The 22,038-nt window shown below is 58.6% G+C and carries 23 protein-coding genes and 1 pseudogene; 14 read left to right on the top strand and 10 right to left on the bottom strand.

The window, feature by feature from the left end; genetic code table 11:
* Nucleotides 1-188 precede the first annotated feature (188 nt).
* Together ACIPIN_RS12735 and ACIPIN_RS12730 are read right to left on the bottom strand one after the other, a co-directional pair.
* Nucleotides 189-788: an NUDIX domain-containing protein gene (locus ACIPIN_RS12735; RefSeq protein ID WP_401119030.1), complete on the bottom strand. Its 600-nt coding sequence runs from the start codon at nucleotides 786-788 to the stop codon at nucleotides 189-191.
* A 145-nt stretch (nucleotides 789-933) separates the two neighbouring features.
* A complete protein-coding gene (locus tag ACIPIN_RS12730) occupies nucleotides 934-1,569 on the bottom strand; it encodes a lytic polysaccharide monooxygenase auxiliary activity family 9 protein (RefSeq protein WP_401119027.1) in 636 nt (211 codons plus the stop codon).
* A 313-nt stretch (nucleotides 1,570-1,882) separates the two neighbouring features.
* Here ACIPIN_RS12730 and ACIPIN_RS12725 point away from each other — a divergent pair.
* A pseudogene (locus ACIPIN_RS12725) lies at nucleotides 1,883-2,326 on the top strand (GNAT family N-acetyltransferase).
* A 12-nt stretch (nucleotides 2,327-2,338) separates the two neighbouring features.
* On the opposite strand, the gene ACIPIN_RS12720 reads toward ACIPIN_RS12725, so the two are convergent.
* Nucleotides 2,339-2,677 (bottom strand): hypothetical protein, encoded by a 339-nt coding sequence (locus ACIPIN_RS12720; protein ID WP_401119025.1) that lies wholly within the window; start codon nucleotides 2,675-2,677, stop codon nucleotides 2,339-2,341.
* A 211-nt stretch (nucleotides 2,678-2,888) separates the two neighbouring features.
* Here ACIPIN_RS12720 and ACIPIN_RS12715 point away from each other — a divergent pair, with 211 nt between their 5' ends.
* The 9 genes from ACIPIN_RS12715 (at nucleotide 2,889) to ACIPIN_RS12675 (ending at nucleotide 7,783) form a co-directional block, all read left to right on the top strand.
* Nucleotides 2,889-3,137, top strand: coding sequence for a hypothetical protein (locus ACIPIN_RS12715; RefSeq protein WP_123425907.1), 249 nt, complete (start codon nucleotides 2,889-2,891; stop codon nucleotides 3,135-3,137).
* 59 nt (nucleotides 3,138-3,196) lie between these two features.
* Complete coding sequence (locus tag ACIPIN_RS12710) at nucleotides 3,197-3,526, top strand: DUF6388 family protein (RefSeq protein ID WP_401119023.1); 330 nt, start codon at nucleotides 3,197-3,199, stop codon at nucleotides 3,524-3,526.
* 3 nt (nucleotides 3,527-3,529) lie between these two features.
* Nucleotides 3,530-4,234: a YoaK family protein gene (locus ACIPIN_RS12705; RefSeq protein ID WP_401119021.1), complete on the top strand. Its 705-nt coding sequence runs from the start codon at nucleotides 3,530-3,532 to the stop codon at nucleotides 4,232-4,234.
* A 65-nt stretch (nucleotides 4,235-4,299) separates the two neighbouring features.
* Nucleotides 4,300-4,692: a sulfurtransferase complex subunit TusD gene (gene tusD, locus ACIPIN_RS12700; RefSeq protein ID WP_401119019.1), complete on the top strand. Its 393-nt coding sequence runs from the start codon at nucleotides 4,300-4,302 to the stop codon at nucleotides 4,690-4,692.
* Nucleotides 4,693-4,695: 3 nt separating this feature from the next.
* Nucleotides 4,696-5,058, top strand: a complete 363-nt coding sequence (tusC, locus tag ACIPIN_RS12695) for a sulfurtransferase complex subunit TusC (protein ID WP_401119017.1) — start codon at nucleotides 4,696-4,698, stop codon at nucleotides 5,056-5,058.
* Complete coding sequence (tusB, locus tag ACIPIN_RS12690) at nucleotides 5,058-5,357, top strand: sulfurtransferase complex subunit TusB (RefSeq protein ID WP_401119014.1); 300 nt, start codon at nucleotides 5,058-5,060, stop codon at nucleotides 5,355-5,357. Before tusC ends, tusB begins: the two co-directional genes overlap by 1 nt.
* A complete protein-coding gene (locus ACIPIN_RS12685) occupies nucleotides 5,354-5,689 on the top strand; it encodes a TusE/DsrC/DsvC family sulfur relay protein (protein WP_401119011.1) in 336 nt (111 codons plus the stop codon). The genes tusB and ACIPIN_RS12685 overlap by 4 nt, the downstream gene beginning before the upstream one ends.
* A 14-nt stretch (nucleotides 5,690-5,703) precedes the next feature.
* The gene (locus ACIPIN_RS12680) at nucleotides 5,704-6,687 is read left to right on the top strand and encodes a glycosyl transferase family protein (RefSeq protein ID WP_401119156.1); all 984 of its coding nucleotides are present in this window, start codon (nucleotides 5,704-5,706) and stop codon (nucleotides 6,685-6,687) included.
* Between the two features lie 88 nt (nucleotides 6,688-6,775).
* A complete protein-coding gene (locus ACIPIN_RS12675; protein ID WP_401119008.1) occupies nucleotides 6,776-7,783 on the top strand; it encodes a glutathione S-transferase family protein in 1,008 nt (335 codons plus the stop codon).
* A 148-nt stretch (nucleotides 7,784-7,931) separates the two neighbouring features.
* Here ACIPIN_RS12675 and cysG read toward each other — a convergent pair whose 3' ends face one another.
* The 6 genes from cysG to ftsK all read right to left on the bottom strand — a co-directional run bounded on the left by cysG (nucleotide 7,932) and on the right by ftsK (nucleotide 15,573).
* The gene (gene cysG, locus ACIPIN_RS12670) at nucleotides 7,932-9,326 is read right to left on the bottom strand and encodes a siroheme synthase CysG (protein WP_401119005.1); all 1,395 of its coding nucleotides are present in this window, start codon (nucleotides 9,324-9,326) and stop codon (nucleotides 7,932-7,934) included.
* Nucleotides 9,327-10,607, bottom strand: coding sequence for a serine--tRNA ligase (serS, locus tag ACIPIN_RS12665; RefSeq protein ID WP_401119002.1), 1,281 nt, complete (start codon nucleotides 10,605-10,607; stop codon nucleotides 9,327-9,329).
* Nucleotides 10,608-10,623: 16 nt separating this feature from the next.
* Complete coding sequence (crcB, locus tag ACIPIN_RS12660) at nucleotides 10,624-10,998, bottom strand: fluoride efflux transporter CrcB (RefSeq protein ID WP_123425897.1); 375 nt, start codon at nucleotides 10,996-10,998, stop codon at nucleotides 10,624-10,626.
* Nucleotides 10,998-12,320 carry a replication-associated recombination protein A gene (locus ACIPIN_RS12655; RefSeq protein ID WP_401118999.1) on the bottom strand — a complete coding sequence of 441 codons (1,323 nt, stop codon included), beginning with the start codon at nucleotides 12,318-12,320 and terminating at the stop codon, nucleotides 10,998-11,000. The genes crcB and ACIPIN_RS12655 overlap by 1 nt, the downstream gene beginning before the upstream one ends.
* A gap of 165 nt (nucleotides 12,321-12,485) precedes the next feature.
* Nucleotides 12,486-13,109 carry an outer membrane lipoprotein chaperone LolA gene (gene lolA / locus ACIPIN_RS12650; protein ID WP_123425895.1) on the bottom strand — a complete coding sequence of 208 codons (624 nt, stop codon included), beginning with the start codon at nucleotides 13,107-13,109 and terminating at the stop codon, nucleotides 12,486-12,488.
* A gap of 58 nt (nucleotides 13,110-13,167) precedes the next feature.
* Nucleotides 13,168-15,573 carry a DNA translocase FtsK gene (gene ftsK, locus ACIPIN_RS12645; RefSeq protein ID WP_401118996.1) on the bottom strand — a complete coding sequence of 802 codons (2,406 nt, stop codon included), beginning with the start codon at nucleotides 15,571-15,573 and terminating at the stop codon, nucleotides 13,168-13,170.
* Between the two features lie 342 nt (nucleotides 15,574-15,915).
* On the opposite strand from ftsK, the gene trxB reads away from it, so the two are divergent.
* The 4 genes from trxB (at nucleotide 15,916) to infA (ending at nucleotide 18,708) form a co-directional block, all read left to right on the top strand.
* Nucleotides 15,916-16,866, top strand: a complete 951-nt coding sequence (gene trxB, locus ACIPIN_RS12640; RefSeq protein ID WP_401118993.1) for a thioredoxin-disulfide reductase — start codon at nucleotides 15,916-15,918, stop codon at nucleotides 16,864-16,866.
* A gap of 64 nt (nucleotides 16,867-16,930) precedes the next feature.
* Nucleotides 16,931-17,611 carry a leucyl/phenylalanyl-tRNA--protein transferase gene (aat, locus tag ACIPIN_RS12635; RefSeq protein ID WP_401118991.1) on the top strand — a complete coding sequence of 227 codons (681 nt, stop codon included), beginning with the start codon at nucleotides 16,931-16,933 and terminating at the stop codon, nucleotides 17,609-17,611.
* A 58-nt stretch (nucleotides 17,612-17,669) separates the two neighbouring features.
* Nucleotides 17,670-18,377: an arginyltransferase gene (locus ACIPIN_RS12630; protein WP_123425891.1), complete on the top strand. Its 708-nt coding sequence runs from the start codon at nucleotides 17,670-17,672 to the stop codon at nucleotides 18,375-18,377.
* A gap of 112 nt (nucleotides 18,378-18,489) precedes the next feature.
* Nucleotides 18,490-18,708: a translation initiation factor IF-1 gene (gene infA / locus ACIPIN_RS12625; RefSeq protein ID WP_401118989.1), complete on the top strand. Its 219-nt coding sequence runs from the start codon at nucleotides 18,490-18,492 to the stop codon at nucleotides 18,706-18,708.
* 955 nt (nucleotides 18,709-19,663) lie between these two features.
* Here the strand turns inward: infA and clpA are convergent.
* The gene (clpA, locus tag ACIPIN_RS12620; protein ID WP_401118986.1) at nucleotides 19,664-21,934 is read right to left on the bottom strand and encodes an ATP-dependent Clp protease ATP-binding subunit ClpA; all 2,271 of its coding nucleotides are present in this window, start codon (nucleotides 21,932-21,934) and stop codon (nucleotides 19,664-19,666) included.
* Nucleotides 21,935-22,038 lie beyond the last annotated feature (104 nt).

Raw genomic sequence — 22,038 nt, 5'->3', positions numbered from 1 at the left:
TAAGCCCGGACCTAACTTACACCCGGTTTAGAGTTCTGTGGGCTTAATAGGTCGAGCGGTCGAGCGGATAACGCATGAAACATCTTTCACAGTAGTTTCAGCCCTCAGCGCTTATATTCCCCGCCGCTCATTCAAGAAACATTCAGCCCGCCCCCTCCCGCGGGCTTTTTTTTTGCCTTTCAGAAGATTCAGGTCTGAACCGCCGCAAAAATGTCCTTCATCGCCGCGTACTGCAGCAGCATGATGGTTTTTCCGTCGACGATCTGCCCACTGTAAAACGCCTCAAGTGCGTCATCGAACTTCAGTTCCAGCACCTCAAGGTCTTCAGCTTCCGCCTCCAGCCCGCCACCCGATCCGACGCGTGAAGCAGCATCATATTCAGCCAGAAAGAAATGCAGCTTCTCGGTCACCGACCCTGGGCTCATGTAAGCCTCGAATACTTTCTGCACATCGTGAACGCGATAACCCGTTTCCTCCTCCGCTTCGGCGCGAATGCGCTCCTGCGGCGAGGCGCCTTCCAGCAGACCCGCAGCCACTTCAACCAGCAAGCCGTCATGACCGTTGACGAAGACCGGCAACCTGAACTGGCGTGTCAGCACGATGGTTTTTTGCGCGCGGTTGAACAGCAGAATAGCTGCACCATTACCACGGTCGTAGACCTCACGGGTTTGTCTCTGCCAAACGCCATTGTTGCGCAGGTAATCGAAGGTGAATTTCTTCAGCAGGTACCAGTCGTCGGACAACACCTGGGACTCGATGATGTTGACGCGCTCGGCCGTGTTCGACATGACAATCCATCCTGTTTGTTGTCAGAGGGCGCCATAGTATTCCATCAGGTCGAGGACTGTGACGGCACGCAACAAAAAAGCCCGGCAGCGCTACCGGGCTTTCGGCTCCAATCCTTTAGAACCTGTTCACGCTACGAACGAGGCCTTACTTGAAGTCCACGTCGAAGGCTTGATAGAACGCATTGCCGGTGTTGGCGACAATCCACAGCAGCACAATGACGTGATGACCTTTCTTGCCCACGGGCAATGTCACTTCATGTTCGACTTTGGCTTTGAGTTCACTGCTGTGTGCGTAGTAAGGCACCTGCGTGTAGAAGTCTTCAGCAAACGGTTTGGCCTCGAGCTGCGCACGGTTGATGCGCTGTTTCGGGTCCCAGCCATCCTTGGTGATAAACCAACTGTAACCGCGAGTGGTGTGAGGCGCCGTGTACTGCCAGGTGACATGGAAGGTCTGCCCCGGGTTCACGTTAAGCAGTGGCCAAATGAAAGGACGATTGAGCTTTTTGCTCATTTCCTCGTTGGTGTAGTTGATGCAATCACGAGCATCAGCCTTGCCACCACTGAGAATGAAACCATCAGCCGGTGGTGCAACGCTGGCGCTGTCCGTCTCGTACGGTGCGGGGAATGGCCCGGCGGTCAATGAAGGGAAGTTCTTTCCGCCTTCCATTTCGTTGACCTGCCAACCCTCCAGGAGGCCGACTTCGATAGCGACAGAGCCGCGGCTGGCCGGGGTAGTCACACGACCGTGTTTGAGTTGCGGTTGAGTTTGTGGCTTGTTCATATTTTTCACTCCGTTGATTAAGAACGTTCCTTCCTGAGGAACGCTTTCAACCTAACCGAATGACGGATGAAGTCCACGGCCGGTTTTTCCGTATTTCAGGAGCGTTTCCGAGCGGGACTCAATAAATACTGGCTATCCATACAGTTAAATATACGAAGCCCTACGTCTAGACTGGCAAAAGGACTACAACACGAACCCGCAATCAGAACGATTCGCCTCAGGACCGTTACACGCCACAGGCATTCACTTGGAGAACGGCACGCGGTAATCTCGATATCGGTTGCCACTCCAAACCGTTACAAGGACGTCACGAATGAAACTGCGCATCGAGCTATCGCAAAACCCTCTACCCGAAGAACGCCAGGCGATTATCAGCCCCTTGCGCGCCTATAACATCGCCCATGCCGGCGAAGGTCATTACTAGGAAATCGCCCTGCTGGTTCGTGATGAACAGAGCAACGAGATCCTCGGCGGGCTCTACGCAAAACTGTTTTACCAATGGATGTTCATCGACCTGCTGTCAGTGCCCGAGCAGGCACGCGGCCAGGGCACCGGCTCACGACTGATGCAAATGGCCGAGGAGCTGGCGCGGGAGAAGAACTGCATTGGGATCTACCTCGACACCTTCGAATTCCAGGCACCGGAGTTTTACAAGAAGCTGGGGTTTACCGAAGTTGGGCAGATAGCCGACTATCCGCTGGGCAGTAAGCGCTTCTTTTTTCAGAAACGCCTCACGGCCACCGAGCAAAATAGCTAAACCTTCACTGACTCACAAACAGGTTGCCAGTGCTGCCAGTCGGCGCTTGGCAACCCAGTTGTCCAGCGTGGCGTAGTACTTCAATGCGCCGCCTTGTACGTCGATGAAGGCCTCGGCCGAACGGGTGTAAACGGTGAAGCCGCCGGTTTCGCCGGGTTGCAGGTAGCCACTGGCGTCGACACCGAACACCGCCTCGTCCTGCCAGGCAAACTGCACGCACTGGGCGACGACCAGATCAGGCTTGTTCGAGGCGAGCGTCTTGTAGGGGTTCTGGGAGCGCGCTTCTTTCATCGTCGATCCCGCGCAACCCGCCAGCAACACACCAGCCAGCGCCACCATCAAAATACGCATTGTGTTTCCTTATTCGCAAAACGCTGACTGTATCACTGCAAGCGGCTGTCCCGAAGTGCCAGGCTGAGCTGTTCCACATGCCCCGTCCTCGGCGCCGCTCTGCTTTACTTCATGCTTTACTTTATATTGATCGCGACAGGCCGCGCCGATTCGCGCACCCTGTCGCGCCATAATTGGCGCCTCGCGCCGCGCAACTTCTTCTGGAAAGCCCATGACCCCTAATGCCGAGTTCTACAAACCTTCCACCGACTACGCCGACAAACTGATCAGCCAGATCGGCCAGACCCCGTCGTGGATCGCCAAACGCATCGGCGTGACCGACAAGCGCATTCGTTACATCCTCGATGGCGAAAGAACCGTCAAAGGCGAAACCACGCCGATCCAGATGACCTACACCGAGCAGTTTGCTCTGGAGTGCCTGGCGGCCGAGGCCAAAGCCAACAAGAAAAAGATCTCCTGACTCGCGTCAAGGCAAACGCCATCAAGAAGCTTATGCTTTCTCTTTGAAAAGGATGGTCCATGGCTCCCATCGAATCGCAACACGAACTGGCGCTGCAACGGTTTCTCAATGCGCGACCGGCGTTACGCGAAGAACTCGATCACCTGAACCCTCTGGCTGCCCAGGCCAAGGGCGAAACCATGGCGCAGTATCGCAACGAGCGGCTGCATGAAGCCTACGAAGCGGAGGCTGAACGTCTGGGCTTGTTCGCCTGGGAGCTGACGTTGCAATTGACCGCCGCCACTGTTGAGGACTATGAAGCCCAACGGCTGGAGGTACACAAGGAAGTGGCGCAAATGGCCGGCATGGACTGGGAGGAATATCGTAAACTGCATGGTCTTGAGAGCTGACGAATGCTGCCGTCTTCACCTAATCGCGCCCATACACCCGGCCTGTTGCACGTGCAGAAATGGCGCGGGCGGATCGGTATGTTGCTGGTCGCAAGCCTCTCGGTGCTGGCCGGCATGACGGACGCCATCGGCTTCATGGCCACCGGCGACTTTGTCTCATTCATGAGTGGTAACACCACCCGCCTGGCGGTTGCGATCAGTGACGGTGATCTGCTCCTGACCGTGCGCTTGCTGGTGCTGGTCGCCATGTTCATCGCCGGCAACGCATTGGGTATTGTGGTCAGTCGCATGGGCGGTCGACGCGCCCTGCCATTGATGCTGAGCATCGCCACCCTGCTGTGCGCCGCGGCTGCGTGGCCATTCGAGGCTAAATATCCGGCGTTGCTGGCGGCGATCATCGCCATGGGGATGCTCAATGCCGCTGTCGAACAGGTCAATGGCTTTCCGGTCGGGCTGACCTATGTCACCGGCGCCCTGTCGCGCTTCGGTCGCGGCCTGGGACGCTGGTTGCTCGGCGAACGCCGGAATGGCTGGCGGGTGCAGTTGATCCCTTGGACCGGAATGTTTGCCGGTGCCGTCATCGGTGCGGTGCTCGAACACCATCTCGGCCTGCAAGCCCTGTACGCCAGTGGCCTGCTGGCCGGTGTGCTTGGGGTTGTTTCGCTGAAGATTCCGCGGCGCTGGCAGCTGGGCTACATGCCGCGCTGAATCGCCCTTCGCCGCACCGCCGATAAAGCTTTATCATGGCCACAGATTTGTTGTCAGAGTTCGCCATGAAGTTCGCCATTGCGCTGTTTTCCGCCGCACACGCGCCCTCCTCGCGCCGCGCCCTGCTGTTTGCTCAGGCAGCGCTGGCCGGTGGTCACGAGATTGTGCGGCTGTTTTTCTATCAGGACGGCGTTTACAACGCGTCGAGCAACGTCGTCACGCCACAGGATGAGCAGGACCTGGCGCTGCAATGGCGCAACTTTGTCAGCGAGCACCAACTCGACGGCGTGGTCTGTATTGCCGCAGCCTTGCGCCGTGGTGTGCTGGATGAAGAAGAAGCCAGGCGTTATCAGCGAACGGCAATCAATGTCAGCGCACCGTGGGAATTGTCCGGGCTTGGGCAGTTGCACGATGCGGTGCAAGACGCCGATCGCCTGATCTGTTTTGGAGGGCCATAAACCATGCCTAAATCCTTGCTGATTATCAGCCGGCAGGCGCCTTGGTCTGGCCCAGGCGCCCGTGAAGCTCTGGATATCGTACTCGCCGGCGGCGCCTTCGATTTGCCGATCGGCCTGCTGTTTCTCGATGACGGCGTGTTCCAGTTGGCGACCCGGCAGGACGCCAAAGCCGTGCAACAAAAAGACCTCAGCGCCAACCTGCAGGCGCTTGGGTTGTTTGGTATAGAAGACCTGTATGTGTGTGGCGACAGCGCAACGGCTCGCGGCCTGGTGCCGACGGCCTTGAGCCTCGACCCGTTGCATGTGCTGGCTGCTGAGCAAATCTCGGCTGTTATTGACCGTTATGACCAAGTGATCACCCTCTGATGTCGACTTTGCATGTATTGTCTCACTCGCCGTTTACCGACAACCGGCTGACCAGTTGCCTGCGCCTGCTCGGCGCGAGCGATGCCGTTCTGCTCAGCGGCGATGCGGTTTACGCCTTGCAAGCCGGCACTGCGCCACTCAGCGCGCTGCAAGCACAAAGCGAAACCTTGCGCCTGTTCGTCCTCGACGAAGACGTTCAGGCCCGCGGATTGCAAGTGCCTGACTGGGTCAAAAGCGTCGACTATCCGGCCTTCGTCGAACTGTCGATTCACTACGATAAGGTCAACAGCTGGTTATGAACTCGCTCACCGTAGGTGCACGTCGAATCGACCTGGACAAGGACGGTTACCTGGTTGATCTCGGTGACTGGTCCACCGAAGTCGCCGCGGCCCTGGCCGCCGCCGAAGAACTTGAGCTGAGCCCAGAACACTGGGAAATCCTTGAGCTGCTGCGTGGCTTCTATCAAGAGTTCCAGCTGTCGCCGGCCACCCGTCCGCTGATCAAATACACCGCGCTGAAGCTGGGCCCGGACAAAGGCAACAGCCTGCACCTGAACCGATTGTTCAAAGGCACTCCCGCCAAACTTGCCGCCAAGCTGGCGGGCCTGCCTAAACCGACGAATTGTCTATGACCGATTTCGCCCCACTGATCACTGAAACACCTGCCGAACACCCTTTCGCGCAGTTCGTGCGGATTCTCGGCAAAGGCAAACGCGGCGCTCGCAGCCTGACCCGCGAAGAGGCCCGCGAGGCCATGGGCATGCTGCTCGACGACAAGGTCGAGGACACTCAACTCGGCGCCTTCCTGATGCTGTTGCGGCACAAGGAAGAAAGCCCTGAAGAACTGGCGGGCTTCACCGAAGCCTTGCGCGAACGGCTGAACGCGCCAGCGCTGGGCGTCGATCTGGACTGGCCGACCTACGCCGGCAAGAAGCGTCACCTGCCGTGGTATTTACTGGCCGCCAAGTGCCTGGCACAAAACGGTGTGCGGATCCTGATGCACGGCGGTGGCGCGCATACCGCCGGGCGGCTGTACAGCGAGCAACTGCTCGAACAGTTGCAGATCCCGCTGTGCCGCAACTGGCAACAAGTGGGCACAGCGCTGGAACAAGGCAATCTGGCGTTCATCCCGCTGGGCGACTGGGCGCCGCAATTGCAACGGATGATCGACCTGCGCAACACCCTGGGCCTGCGCTCGCCGATCCACTCGCTGGCACGGATTCTCAATCCGCTGGGCGCGCGCTGCGGCCTGCAAAGCATCTTCCACCCGGGCTATCAGGGCGTGCACCGCGACGCCAGTGGCTTGCTCGGCGATAACGTGATCGTGATCAAGGGCGAGGGCGGCGAAATCGAGATCAACCCGGACGCCGACAGTCACCTGTACGGCACCACCGGCGGTGAGAGCTGGGACGAGGAATGGCCGCAGCTGTCGGCTCAGCGTCACGTCAAACCGGCAACCCTTGATCCTGAACACTTGAAAGCCGTATGGCGCGGCGATGTGGTCGACAGCTATCCACACATGGCGTTGATTTCGACCATGGCGTTAGCCTTGCGCGGTCTCGGTACACCGCGTGATGAAGCCTTCGTCAAAGCCCAGCAGTTCTGGGACGCGCGCGATAAATCTATTTAATCGATCATTAACGCTCAACCTTTGCGCTTTTTGTTCGAAGCCATCGGCATAGACTCAACTCCAACGTTTAACGACCGAGGAGTTCGAGATGGGTTTGCTGATTGAAGGGCACTGGCGTGATCAGTGGTATGAAAGCAGCAAGGACGGCGCGTTCCAGCGTGAACAAGCACAGCGCCGCAACTGGCTGACTGCTGACGGCAAACCCGGCCCCAGCGGCGAAGGCGGCTTCCCCGCACAAGCCGGTCGCTATCACCTCTATGTCTCGCTCGCCTGCCCCTGGGCCCACCGAACGCTGATTCTGCGCAAGCTCAAAGGCCTGGAAAGCCTGGTTGATGTGTCGGTGGTCAGCTGGCTGATGCTGGAAAACGGCTGGACCTTCGACAAGACCTTCGGCTCCACCGGCGACAAGCTCGACCATTTCAACTTCATGCACCAGCGCTACACCGCCGACACCGCCAACTACACCGGCCGTGTAACGGTGCCAGTGCTTTGGGACAACCTGCAAAAACGCATCGTCAGCAACGAATCGGCGGAAATCATCCGCATGTTCAACAGTGCTTTTGACGGTTTGACCGGCAACGGTCTGGACTTCTACCCGCAACCGTTGCGCGCTGAAATCGATGAGCTGAATGCGCGAATTTATCCGGCGGTGAACAACGGCGTGTATCGCGCAGGGTTTGCCACCTCACAAACGGCATATGAAGAAGCTTTTGATCAGCTGTTCAGTGAACTCGACTGGCTGGAAAACCGACTGGGTGAGAAGCGCTATCTGGCGGGCGAGTACCTGACTGAAGCGGACATTCGGCTGTTCACGACGCTGATTCGCTTCGATGCGGTGTATTACAGCCACTTCAAATGCAATCTGCGGCGGATCGCCGATTACCCGAACCTGTCGAACTGGCTACGCGAGTTGTATCAGTGGCCGGGGATCAGCGACACCGTGGACTTTGCCCACATCAAGGGGCACTACTACGCCAGCCATCGCACGATCAATCCGACTGGCATTGTGCCGAAGGGACCGGCGCAGGATTTCACTGCGGCCCATGATCGGGAGCGGTTGAGCGGGAAAGGGGTTTGGCGTAAAGCCGAGGTTTGATCCGAAAGATGCGTTGGTTTTGATGGCCTCATCGCGGGCAAGCCTTGCTCCTACGGATTGATGTCGGACCACAATAATGTGATCGACACATAACCTGTAGGAGCAAGGCTTGCCCGCGATGGGCGCGACACGGTACCACTGACCAACATCAGACTTGAGACTGGGCGCCTTCAAACCACGCGAGTTTCTCGCGAAGTTGCACCACTTCTCCCACGATCACCAACGTCGGTGCATGAACCTCATGCTCCGCCACCAGCTGTGGAAGGTTGGCCAGCGTGCCGGTGAACACGCGCTGATTCGGCGTCGTACCCTGCTGGATCAACGCCGCCGGCGTGTCCGCCGAACGACCGTGCTTGATCAACTGTTCGCAGATGATCGGCAACCCCACCAGCCCCATGTAAAACACCAGGGTTTGCGCTGGCGCGACCAGATCGCTCCACGGCAGATCCGTGGTGCCATCCTTCAGGTGGCCGGTGACAAAGCGCACAGACTGCGCGTAATCACGGTGGGTCAGCGGAATCCCGGCATAGGCCGCGCAACCGCTGGCGGCGGTGATACCCGGCACGACCTGGAACGGGATGCCATGGGCCGCCAGTTCTTCGATCTCTTCGCCGCCACGGCCAAAGATGAACGGATCACCGCCCTTCAACCGCACGACACGCTTGCCCTGCTTAGCCAGACCCACCAATTGCTGGTTGATCTGATCCTGAGGCACGGCGTGATCGGCGCGTCGCTTACCGACGTAAATCCGCTCGGCATCGCGACGGCACAGCTCAAGAATCGCCGGTGCCACCAGACGGTCATACAGCACCACATCGGCTTGCTGCATCAGTCGCAAGGCGCGGAAAGTCAGCAGGTCCGGATCACCAGGGCCCGCGCCTACCAGATAGACCTCACCCGGGGCGTTTGGGGATTCACCGTTGATTTTTGCCAGCAACAAACGCTCGGCTTCAGCGCCCTGCCCGGCCAGTTGACGATCAGCGATCGGTCCCTGGAAAACATCCTCCCAGAATGCCCGACGCTGCTGCACATCCGGGAAAAGACCTTTGACCTGGTTGCGAAAACGCGCCGCCAACCCGGCCAGTTGGCCGTAGGTCGAGGGAATCCAGGTTTCCAGTTTGGCGCGGATCAACCGTGCCAGCACCGGCGCATCGCCGCCGCTGGAAACGGCAATCACCAACGGCGAACGGTCGACGATCGCCGGGAAGATCACGCTGCACAAGGCCGGCGCATCCACCACGTTGACCGGCACACAGCGCCGATGAGCATCCTCGGAGACTTGCGCATTCAGCGGTTCGTCGTCGGTGGCGGCAATGATCAGCCCGCAACCGTCGAGGTCCGACTCACGATAGCCGCGCAACACCAGCTCGCCGCCACTGTTCTGCACCAACTCACGCAGCTGGGCTTCGATCTCGGGTGCAACGACCCGCAGCAGCGCACCGGCATCGGCCAGCAGACGGGATTTGCGCAAGGCAATCTCCCCTCCACCGACGACCAACACACGACTGCCGCGCAGGTTGTGAAACAGCGGCAGAAATTCCATTTAGCCGATGACCTCAAGGCCGCCCATGTACGGCTTGAGCACGGCTGGCACACGGATCGAACCGTCGGCCTGCTGATAGTTCTCCAGCACCGCCACCAGGGTACGACCGACCGCCAGACCGGAACCGTTCAGGGTGTGAACCAGCTCAGGCTTGCCGGTTTCCGGGTTACGGAAACGCGCTTGCATACGACGGGCCTGGAAATCGCCGCAGTTGGAGCACGACGAAATTTCACGGTATTTGTCCTGGCTCGGAATCCACACTTCCAGGTCGTAAGTCTTGACCGCGCTGAAGCCCATGTCGCCGGTGCACAGCGCGATGGTGCGGTAAGGCAGTTCCAGCAATTGCAGGACTTTCTCGGCGTTGGCGGTCAGGCCTTCCAGCGCTTCCATCGAAGTCGATGGTTCAACGATCTGGACCATTTCGACCTTGTCGAACTGGTGCTGACGAATCATCCCGCGAGTGTCACGACCCGACGCGCCGGCTTCACTGCGGAAGCATGGCGTGTGAGCCACGAATTTGATCGGCAGCTGTTTGGCGTCGATGATTTCGCCAGCCACGATGTTGGTCAGCGACACTTCAGCGGTCGGAATCAGGTACAGATCGGCTTCGCCTTCGCGGCTGATCTTGAACAGGTCTTCCTCGAACTTCGGCAGTTGACCGGTGCCCTGCAAGGCCGGCGCCTGAACCAGATAAGGCGTGTAGGCCTCTTCGTAGCCGTGCTCGCTGGTGTGCAGGTTAATCATGAACTGTGCGAGGGCGCGGTGCAGACGAGCGATCGGCCCGCGCAGCAAGGCGAAACGGGCGCCAGACAGCTTGGCGGCGGTTTCAAAGTCCAGCCAGCCGAACTTCTCGCCCAGCGCAACGTGGTCCTTGATTTCGAAATCGAAGGCGGTCGGCGTGCCCCAACGGCGCACTTCGACGTTGCCGTCTTCGTCGGAACCAATCGGCACCGACTCGTGTGGCAGGTTAGGAATGCCCAGCACAATCGCGTCCAGCTCGGTCTGGATCGCGTCCAGCTCGAACTTGCCGACACCGAGCTCGTTCGCCATGCGCTCGACGTCCGCCATCAACGGTGCGATGTCTTCACCGCGCTGCTTGGCCTGGCCGATGGATTTGGAGCGCGCATTACGTTCAGCCTGCAGTGCTTCGGTGCGGGTCTGGACGGTCTTGCGCTGTTCTTCCAGCGCTTCGATGCGCGCAACATCCAAGGCATAGCCACGGGATGCCAGGCGGTCCGCTACGTCCTGAAGGTTGCTACGTAACAGTTTGGAATCGAGCATGTCGGTCTCTCGTTTATCAAAGTTTGGTCAAGGATAGGCCAGCCCACGTCGCGAGCAGCCCGCCGAATACGCTGATCGCCAGATAACCGAAGGCTATCGGTGCCTGCCCGCTTTCCAGCAAACGTAGCGTATCCAGTGAAAAGGATGAAAAGGTCGTCAGACCGCCGACAAAACCGACGATCAGGCCAGCGCGAATTTCAATCGGCACTTCGGGGCGCATCAGAAACAGCCCGTAAAGCAAACCGATGATCAGACAGCCCACCAGATTGACGGCCAGGGTTGCCGCATAAAAATGCCGCGGCCAATTGGCATTGACCCAATTGCCAGCTGCGAAACGCAGTAATGTACCAGCGATACCGGCCACGGACACCGCAAGAATAGTTCGAATCACTACTTTCTCCGCTGTTTCGGGCTAAGACGGTCGAGTTGTGCAAGGTGATTGAGCTTCTCGCCAATCTTCAATTCCAGACCTCGCGGCACCGGTCGGTAGAACGACTGCGGTTCCAGCTCCTCCGGGAAATAATCTTCGCCGGCGGCGTAAGCGTCCGGCTCATCATGGGCATAACGGTATTCGTCGCCATAACCGAGTTGCTTCATCAGCTTGGTCGGGGCATTGCGCAAATGCAGCGGGACTTCCAGCGAACCGTGCTCGGCGGCGCTGCGCATGGCGGCTTTGAAGCCCATATACACGGCGTTGCTTTTCGGCGCGCAGGCCAGATAGGTAATCGCCTGTGCGACCGCCAACTCGCCTTCGGGGCTGCCAAGCCGCTCCTGCACATCCCACGCGGCCAGGCACAGGCTCAAGGCCCGCGGGTCGGCATTGCCAATGTCTTCGCTGGCCATGCGCACCACGCGCCGGGCCAGGTACAACGGATCGCAGCCACCGTCGAGCATCCGCGCGAACCAGTACAACGCGCCGTCCGGGTTGGAGCCACGCACCGATTTGTGCAACGCGGAAATCTGATCGTAGAAAGCTTCGCCGCCCTTGTCGAAACGTCGCCGGGTGTCGCCCAGCAGGCTTTGCAACAGGTCGATGCCGATCTCCGTGCCGTCTTCGGCCAGGTCGGAGGCGTTTTCCAACAGATTGAGCAGACGCCGGCCATCACCGTCAGCGGCGCTCAGCAACATCTTGAAGCCGTCATCGCCGAGGCTCAGCTGGCGCTTGCCCAGGCCGCGCTCTTCGGTCAACGCCCGCTGCACCAGTTTGTGCAGTGCGGTTTCATCGAGGCTCTTGAGCACGTAAACGCGCGCACGGGACAACAGTGCGTTGTTCAGTTCGAACGACGGGTTTTCGGTGGTCGCACCGATGAAAATCAGCGTGCCGTCTTCGACGTACGGCAGAAAGGCATCTTGTTGCGATTTGTTGAAGCGGTGCACTTCGTCGACGAACAGAATGGTTCGACGGCCATATTGTCCGGCCTGCTGTTTGGCGACTTCCACCGCCTGACGGATCTCCTTTACCCCCGCCAGCACCGCCGAGACGGTTTCGAAGTGCGCATCCGAGACTTCCGCCAGCAGCCGCGCCAGGGTGGTTTTACCCACGCCTGGCGGCCCCCAGAAAATCATCGAGTGCAAGGCACCCTGCTCCAGCGCCTCGCGCAGCGGCTTGCCGCGGGCCAACAGGTGTTCCTGACCGACATACTCGTCCAGGTTGGCCGCACGTAAACGGGCGGCCAACGGCTGAGCTATCGGAGCACTACGAAACAGGTCCATCACGTATGGTTAAAACCTCGGGTTATTGCTTAACGCTCAAGCCGGATGAACACCGCGGTACCTGTGGGAGCGGGCTTGCTCGCGAATGTGGTATGTCAGACAGCATAGATGGTGACTGATACACCGCATTCGCGAGCAAGCCCGCTCCCACACTGATCCGGCGTCTTACTCTTGAATTACGTCCGCCCCTTTAGGGATGACGAACTTGAACTTGGAGGCCGGAATCGGCTCGTTGGCCTTGACCCCGGTGAACAGGATATTAGTGCGCTGGCCGACGCTGTCGATCATCTGCATGTCATTGACCATGCCGTTGCGGAACGACAGACGCAGGCTGTCGAACAGCGTGTCTTTGGTCTTGGGCTTGAGCGTGAAGTCGATCACGCCGCCGGCTTCCTTGGATGTGATGGCGAAGCTCTGACTGATTTTCGACACATCACCGGACAGCAACAGTGCTGGAGTCTGGGTCAGGCGCTGATCGAGGTTCTTGATGGTGACCTGTTGCAGGTCCGGGTCCCACAAGGAAACTTTCTTGCCATCAGACACCATCAGTTGCTCTTGTGGCGCATCGGTGTGCCAGTAGAACAGGCCCGGACGCTGCAAGGACATCTCGCCAGCGGTTTCCTGCAACTGAGTGCCGCTGCCGTCGAGGGTCAGTTGCGAGAAACGTGCGGTCAGGGTCTGCGACTTTTCGAGCAGTTGGGTCAGACGCGCCACGTCCTTGTCATCGGCGTGGGCCGAGAGTGTGGTTAAAGCCAGTACCGGCAGCAACAACATGCGGATAAGACGCATGGGAGTCCTCTTTGATATTCGTTTGAATGGCATGCCGCGTGATCTCACGCGGCACCGGTCAGTCGCGCATTGGGCTTGGGGCAAGCACTTCGCGCGAACCGTTGGTATTCATGGACGTCACGACCCCGGCCATTTCCATGGCTTCGATCATGCGCGCAGCACGGTTGTAGCCGATCTTGAGTTTGCGTTGAACCGCCGAGATAGAGGCGCGGCGGCTTTCCAGCACGAACTGCACCGCTTCGTCGTAAAGCGCGTCGGTTTCGCTGTCATCGTCGCCACCGCCGCTGCCGCCGTCAAAGCCGCTACCGGCCTCTTCGACACCGGCGAGAATGTCATCGTTGTATTCCGGCGCGCCGCGCAGTTTCCACGCTTCAACCACCCGGTGAACTTCATCGTCGGAAACGAACGCACCATGGACACGAATCGGCAGACTGGTGCCTGGCGGCATGTAGAGCATGTCACCGTGACCCAGCAATTGCTCGGCGCCACCCTGGTCGATGATGGTTCGCGAGTCGATCTTGCTTGATACCTGGAACGCCATACGGGTCGGAATGTTGGCCTTGATCAGACCGGTGATCACGTCCACCGACGGACGCTGGGTCGCGAGGATCAGGTGAATGCCGGCCGCACGGGCTTTCTGGGCGATCCGCGCGATCAGCTCTTCAACTTTCTTGCCGACGATCATCATCATGTCGGCGAACTCGTCGACCACCACCACAATGGTCGGCAACTTGGTCAGCAGCGGCGCTTCGTCGTGGATGCTTTCGCGGTTGTACAACGGATCTGTCAGCGGCGTACCGGCTTCCTGCGCTTCTCTAACCTTCTGGTTGAAACCGGACAGGTTACGCACGCCCATCTTCGCCATCAGCTTGTAGCGACGCTCCATCTCGGCCACGCTCCAGCGCAGTGCGTTGGCGGCGTCCTTCATGTCGGTGACCACCGGGCACAGCAGGTGCGGAATGCCTTCGTAGATCGACAACTCCAGCATTTTCGGGTCGATCATGATCAGCTTGGCGTCTTCCGGGCCTGACTTGAACAGGATCGACAGAATCATCGCGTTCACACCCACCGACTTACCGGAACCGGTCGTACCGGCCACCAGCAAGTGCGGCATTTTCGCCAGGTCGACGATGATCGGTTTGCCACCGATGTCATGGCCCAGGGCCAAGGTGACGGGGGACTTGGCGTCATCATATTCCGGGGTCGACAGCACTTCGGAGAAGCGCACGATCTGCCGGTCTTCGTTGGGAATCTCGATGCCAACTGTGGTCTTGCCGGGAATCACTTCCACCACCCGCACACTGGTTACTGCCAGCGAACGTGCAAGGTCTTTGGCCAGGTTGGAAATACGGCTGACTTTTACCCCGGCCGCCGGTTGAATCTCGTAACGGGTAATCACCGGGCCCGGGTGAATCGAATCCACCGAGACTTCGACGCCGAATTCCTTGAGTTTGATTTCCAGCAGGTGGCCGACCGCAGCCAGCGACTCAGGCGAATAGTTGAGCTGTTTCTTTTCTGCCGGGTCGAGAATCGAAATCGGCGGCAAGGTGCCTTCCACCGCACTGTCAACGAACAGCGGCGCCTGCTTCTCTTTCTCGACGCGCTTGCTTGGCGCTGGTGCTTTGGGCGGCGCTGGAGCAATCACCGGCGGAACCTGCTTCTCGCGCTCGGACATGTGCTTGCTCAGGGCCTGCTCACGCTCGATCAAGCGCTCTTTGACCTTGGCTTGCTCGCGTTTGTCGGTCACGGTCGGCGCCACTACGTCATGCACCCGATCGTCGACTTCACGCAGTTGCGCAACCAGTTGTTTGCGCTCGGTGCGCGCAGCCCACCAGCGATTGGCGGCGCCTTGAAACAGTTCGAACAGGTCGAGGGTGATCTTGCCGGTGACGTCCATCACCTTGAACCACGAAAGATCGGTGAACACGGTCAGACCAAACAGAAACAGCGCAATAAACATCAGGGTGCTGCCCTGAATATTCAGCGCGTTTTTCGCCAGATCGCCCAGGCTTTCACCCAGCGCACCACCGGCGCCGGCCGGCAAACCGGTTGGGGCATGGAAATGGATATGCGCAAGGGCCGCGCCCGACAACACCAGAAACACCAGGCCGATCAAGCGCCAGGAAAACAGCCAGCCACTCCACTGCCACGGCTCATGGCGTTGGCGGAAGATCTGGTAAGTCTTGATCGCCAGCAACAGCGGGAAGATATAAGCGAAGTAACCCAGCACCATGAACAGAATATCGGCGCTGTACGAGCCGGCAGGCCCGCCGAAGTTCTGTACATCGTCGATTTTGCTGTTATGACTCCAGCCCGGATCGTCCTTGCCATAGGTCAACAAGGCCATCATCAGGAACAGGCACAAGGCACCGATGGCGATCAGTGCACCTTCCTTGAGCCGGTAGTGCAGATGCTGACGCCAGAGTGGAACTGCTGTTTTAGGTGCTGCGGTGGATTTCTTCAAAACGCGTCTTTTCCTGCGCCTGTAGCGCGTCCAACTGTTGATTGACTACAAAAAACTGCCCAATCCGGGCAGGCAACAAAGTTAACGAGCGCAACAGAGACTACTTTTAACACTCTGACATTGAAATCTGAAACCGTAGGAGCTGCCGAAGGCTCGGGCCGCGTTCGGACGATCTTTTTAACCACGATTTCGGAACATCCCGATACAGACAGGCATTGTACGGGTTTGCCCGCACGATGCCACGCCAGAGCAGCTAAGGTGTAGCATAGCCAAAAGTACGTTGCGCGCGCTTCAATTTGAGCATGCATTCTCTTTTGTGACAAAGGCTTATGAGGTGTTTTTATGAGCGAAGCTAAGCATTCACGCCTGATCATTCTGGGTTCCGGCCCGGCCGGTTACAGCGCCGCTGTTTATGCCGCTCGCGCCAACCTCAAGCCGACCGTTATCACGGGCCTGCAAGCCGGCGGTCAATTGACCACCACCATTGAAGTCGACAACTGGCCAGGCGATGTCGAAGGCCTGACCGGCCCGGTGCTGATGGAGCGCATGCAAAAACACGCCGAGCGTTTCGACACAGAGATCGTCTACGACCACATTCACACCGCAGAGTTGCAGCAGCGGCCGTTCAGACTCACCGGCGACAGCGGCACTTACACCTGCGATGCACTGATTATCGCGACCGGCGCCTCGGCGCAATACCTGGGATTGCCCTCTGAAGAAACCTTCGCCGGCAAAGGCGTTTCCGCCTGCGCCACCTGCGATGGTTTTTTCTACCGCAATCAGGTGGTCGCGGTGATTGGCGGCGGCAACACCGCCGTTGAGGAAGCGCTGTACCTGGCCAACATCGCCAGGGAAGTCCACCTGATCCATCGTCGCGACAAGCTGCGGTCGGAGAAAATTCTTCAGGACAAACTGTTCGAGCGCGCCAAAAACGGCAATATCCGCCTGCACTGGAACCAGAACCTTGAAGAGGTACTGGGCGATTCCAGCGGAGTGACCGGCGCACGCCTGCGCGACAGTCTGACCGGTGAGATGAAAGACCTGGAACTGACCGGCGTGTTCATTGCCATTGGTCACAAGCCCAACACCGACCTGTTCCAGGGTCAGTTGGAGATGCACAACGGCTACCTGCGAGTCAGGGGCGGCAGCGAAGGCGATGCCACCTCCACCGAGATCGCAGGGGTGTTTGCAGCGGGCGACGTGGCTGACCATGTCTACCGCCAGGCGGTGACTTCCGCGGGTGCCGGTTGCATGGCGGCACTGGACGCCGAAAAATACCTCGACGACAACTGATGAAACACCTATCGCGACGGGCCCTGGCCTGCCGCCGCCCTCCCCTTCTGCAAGCCTGGATGCCATGCTGACCTGGTTACAACGCGATTCCCTGAACTTCCCGCCGCTGGAAAAAGCCATGCGCGACCCTAACGGATTGCTTGCCGCAGGCGGCGACCTTAGTGCTGATCGGCTGATCCGGGCTTATCGCCACGGCTGCTTCCCCTGGTTCTCGGAGGGTCAGCCGATCCTCTGGTGGTCACCTGACCCACGCACCGTATTGTTTCCCGACGAACTGCATATTTCACGCAGTCTCGGCAAACTGCTGCGGCAAAAACGCTACGAGGTGACCTTCGACCAGGACTTCGCCGCCGTCATCAGCGCCTGCGCCGCGCCGCGGGAGTACGCCGACGGCACCTGGATCACCGACGCGATGCAAGCCGCCTATACGGAGCTGCACGCTCGTGGATACGCCCATTCGGTTGAAGTCTGGGATCAAGGGGTGCTGGTGGGCGGGCTCTACGGCTTGGCAATGGGTCAGCTGTTCTTCGGCGAATCCATGTTCAGCCGCGCCGACAACGCCTCCAAGTTCGGCTTTGCCACTTTAGTCAATCACCTCAAGGACGCCGGTTTCGCGCTGATCGACTGCCAGATGCCAACCGATCATCTGCACAGCCTGGGTGCCCGGGCGATCCCGCGCCGAGAGTTTGCCGGTTATCTTCGGCAACACCTTGATCAACCCAGCCGTGCCACATGGGTTTGCTGAGCGACTTTTTCACCCGTGGCTTACACTTAATTGAACAGCTATCCCCGAGGGTTGATTCATGACCGAGTTGGCGCGCCTCAAGTTTTATGCCACTCAGCCCCACTCTTGCAGTTATCTGCCCGATGAGCAGGCTACTACGCTGTTCCTCGACCCTAGCCAGCCCATGGATGTGCATGTCTATGCAGACCTGTCGGAAATGGGTTTTCGTCGCAGTGGCGATCACCTGTACCGGCCGCATTGCCAGAATTGCAATGCGTGTGTGCCTGCGCGTATTCCCGTTGCGCAATTTTCGCCTAACCGTCAGCAGAAACGTATTTTCAAACGCAATGCCGACCTGCAGGTTCGCCCCGCCAAACCGGGTTACAGCGAAGAATATTTCGACCTTTACCAGCGCTATATCGAACAGCGCCACGCCGATGGCGACATGTACCCGCCCAGCCGCGATCAGTTTTCGACCTTTCTGGTCCGCGACCTGCCGTTTTCGCGATTCTATGAGTTCCGCCTCGAAGGTCGCCTGCTGGCGATCGCCGTGACCGACCTGCTGCCCAACGGTTTGTCGGCGGTTTATACCTTCTATGAACCCGAAGAAGATCGTCGCAGCCTGGGGCGTTACGCGATTCTCTGGCAGATCAACGAAGCCCGGCGCCTGGGGCTGGACGCGGTCTACCTTGGATACTGGATCAAAAACTGCAAAAAAATGAACTACAAGACCCAGTATCGCCCCATCGAGCTGCTGATTAATCAACGCTGGGTGGTTCTGAACTAGGGTCAGCCCTTAAAGCCCTTGGCTTAAACCCCATTTTTCGGGCACAATGCACGCCGCTTTTGCCTGGCGCAGTTGCACCGGGCCATTCATTGGATACCGAGGGCTTTACTGCATGTCGAAAGAAGACAGCTTCGAAATGGAAGGCACTGTCGTCGACACCCTGCCCAACACCATGTTTCGTGTGGAGAGGGTGACTGGGCACGTCGTAACCGCGCATATTTCCGGCAAGATGCGCAAGAACTACATTCGTATTCTTACCGGTGACAAAGTGCGCGTCGAGCTGACGCCCTATGACTTGAGCAAAGGGCGGATCACTTACCGCGCCCGTTAATCAAGTCAATACAAAACGCCCGGCTCTGCCGGGCGTTTTTGTTTGTCCGGGATTTGTTTAGGGCATTGGTTGGGCCGTCGGTTGGGGGCATATCCGTTGCTGCGGTGATGGCTGCTTAGGGTTTCGCTCTTACAGCGACTTACTTTTCCAGACGCCGAAAAGTAAGCAAAAGGCTTCGCCCCGAGCGTACGGCACCTCGCTTAGGCTCGGCGCTCCCTCGCTACGGTGCCCATCAGGGGGCATCGCCTACGGTCTGCTTCGCTACGACCTCCTCTCGATGTGTTCGGCTGCGCCGAACGGCGCTACGCGCCTACCCCCTGATGAACACCTACGCTCGGCCTGCCGAAGGGGCGAGAGATCAGAAGCAGATCAACATCAAAAGTCAAAGCCAAAGCCAAAGCCAAAGCGTTCCGCGGCCCCAATATAATTCGAGTACACCCACCAGAAACCGGTCAACAGTCAGGCCGCCATCGCGGGCAAGCCTTGCTCCTACAGTTATTCGATCACCCCCAACGCTCTGCGCAGCATCCAAAGCCAAACACGCCCCAACCACTCAGGCCGACCGGCAGGTCGCCGTGCTATTGCCGTTGATCTTGATCCACCCGCCCCTTCGGGAGGCCGAGTGGAGGTGTTCATCAGGAGGTTGGCGCGTAGCGCCGTACGGCGCAGCCGGACACATCGAGAGGAGGTCGTAGCGAAGCAGACCGTAGGCGATGCCTCCTGATGGACACCGGAGCGAGGGAACGCCGAGCCTAAGCGAGGTGCCGTACGCTCGGGGCGAGCGTTTTTTTGCTTACTTTTTTTTGGCGCTTGTAAAAAAAGTGAGTCGCCGTAAGGGCGAAACCCTAAGCCGCCGTTACCGCAGCAACGGATATACACCCCAATCCAGACCAAACCGCAGACAGCAAAAAGGCGCCAACAGGCGCCTTTCGCTTTAAAGCAACAGCAACAACCGTCAGGCCATTTCAGCAGTGGTCTCGAAGTCGAACGTCAACTCGCCATCCTTGATGTCGATGTGTACCACACCGCCATGTTCGGCCAGTTCGCCAAAGAGAATCTCCTCCGCCAGCGGACGCTTGATCTTGTCCTGGATCAAGCGTGCCATTGGTCGCGCACCCATGGTCGCATCGTAACCACCGGCCGCCAGCCAACTGCGTGCAGCGTCGGTGACCTCGAGCAGTACACGCTTGTCTTCCAGCTGCGCCTGCAGTTCGGTAAGGAACTTGTCCACCACGCTTTTGATGACCTCATGACTGAGGCGACCAAACTGGATAATGGTGTCCAGACGGTTACGGAATTCCGGCGTGAAGCTCTTCTTGATCACTTCCATCGCATCGGACGAGTGATCCTGATACGCGAAGCCGATAGAAGCCCGAGCTGCGGTTTCGGCACCGGCGTTGGTCGTCATAATGACGATCACGTTACGGAAATCCGCCTTGCGCCCGTTGTTATCGGTGAGCGTACCGTGGTCCATGACCTGCAACAGCAGGTTGAAGACTTCCGGATGCGCCTTCTCGATCTCATCGAGCAACAGCACGCAGTGAGGCTGCTTGGTGATCGCTTCAGTCAGCAGGCCGCCCTGGTCGAACCCGACGTAGCCTGGAGGTGCACCGATCAAACGCGAAACGGTGTGGCGCTCCATGTACTCGGACATGTCGAAGCGAACCAGTTCGATCCCCAGCGCCTTGGCCAATTGCCGAGCCGCTTCGGTTTTACCAACACCGGTAGGGCCAGCAAACAGGAACGAACCGACAGGTTTGTCTGGCGACTTCAGACCGGCGCGGGACAGCTTGATCGCGGTCGACAAGGAGTCGATCGCCGCATCCTGGCCAAACACCGTCAACTTCAGATCGCGCTCAAGGTTACGCAGCAGCTCTTTGTCGGAGCTGGTGACGTGTTTTGGCGGAATCCGCGCGATCTTCGCCACGATGTCCTCGACTTGAGGCACCTCGATGCGCTTCACACGTTTCTCGATTGGCTGCAGACGCTGATAGGCGCCCGCCTCGTCGATGACGTCGATGGCCTTGTCCGGCATGTGCCGATCGTTGATGTAGCGTGAGGCCAGTTCGGCAGCGGCACGCAGGGCTTCATCACTGTATTCGATGTTGTGATGGAGTTCGAAACGCCCCTTGAGCCCGCGCAGGATGCCAATGGTGTCTTCGACCGAAGGTTCCGACACATCGACCTTCTGGAAGCGCCGAGCCAGGGCACGGTCTTTCTCGAAGATTCCACGGAATTCCTGGAACGTGGTCGAACCGATGCAGCGGATATCACCCGACGACAGCAACGGCTTGAGCAGGTTCGAAGCATCCATGACGCCACCGGACGCAGCACCCGCACCGATAATGGTGTGAATCTCGTCGATGAACAGGATCGCCTGTGGACGTTTTTTCAGCTCATTGAGCAACGCCTTGAAGCGCTTCTCAAAATCGCCACGGTACTTGGTCCCAGCGAGCAACGCGCCCAGATCGAGCGAGTAAACCACGCTATTGGCCAACAGATCAGGCACCTGATTGTCGACAATGCGCTTGGCCAGGCCTTCGGCAATCGCGGTTTTACCCACGCCTGCCTCGCCGACCAGCAACGGATTGTTTTTACGCCGGCGCGCCAGAATCTGCGCGACACGCTCAACTTCCATTTCACGCCCTACCAACGGGTCGATACGGCCCTGGCGTGCCAGTTCGTTGAGGTTGCTGGCGTAAGCATCCAGAGGATTGCCTGAAGAAGAAGACTCACCGCCCTCGTCGTCCTGCATATCTTGCTCACCTTCAGAGTGATCGCCATGCCCAGGCACTTTCGAGATGCCATGAGCGATGTAATTGACGACATCAATGCGTGCAACGCTCTGCTGTTTCAGCAGGAACACCGCCTGACTCTCTTGCTCACTGAAGATTGCGACCAGCACGTTGGCGCCAGTCACTTCGCGTTTGCCCGAGCTCTGCACATGAAAGACAGCACGTTGCAATACACGCTGGAAGCCCAGGGTTGGCTGGGTTTCGCGATCCTCGTCATGAAGGGGGATCAAAGGCGTGGTGGAGTCGATGAACTCCTGCAGGTCATGCTTGAGTTTGTCGAGGTTTGCGCCGCAGGCACGCAAAACGGTGGCGGCAGCCTCATTATCCAATAGAGCCAACAGGAGGTGTTCGACGGTCATGAACTCATGACGTTTCGAACGCGCCTCCTTGAAGGCGAGATTGAGGGTGACTTCGAGCTCGCGGTTTAACATAGCTTCACCTCATACCCAAGTGGTCGGCGTTAACCGTCCTTCTGTTTTTAAGAGATTAGGTGTTTATTGCTTTCACTTTCTTAATTGTTGTATTGCTTTTCATT

It is taken from the genome of Pseudomonas sp. NPDC087697 (assembly GCF_044743155.1).
Taxonomy (GTDB): domain Bacteria; phylum Pseudomonadota; class Gammaproteobacteria; order Pseudomonadales; family Pseudomonadaceae; genus Aquipseudomonas.
The sequence above is the reverse complement of the archived record's forward strand: the minus strand, read 5'-3'. Positions and strand labels throughout refer to the sequence as shown.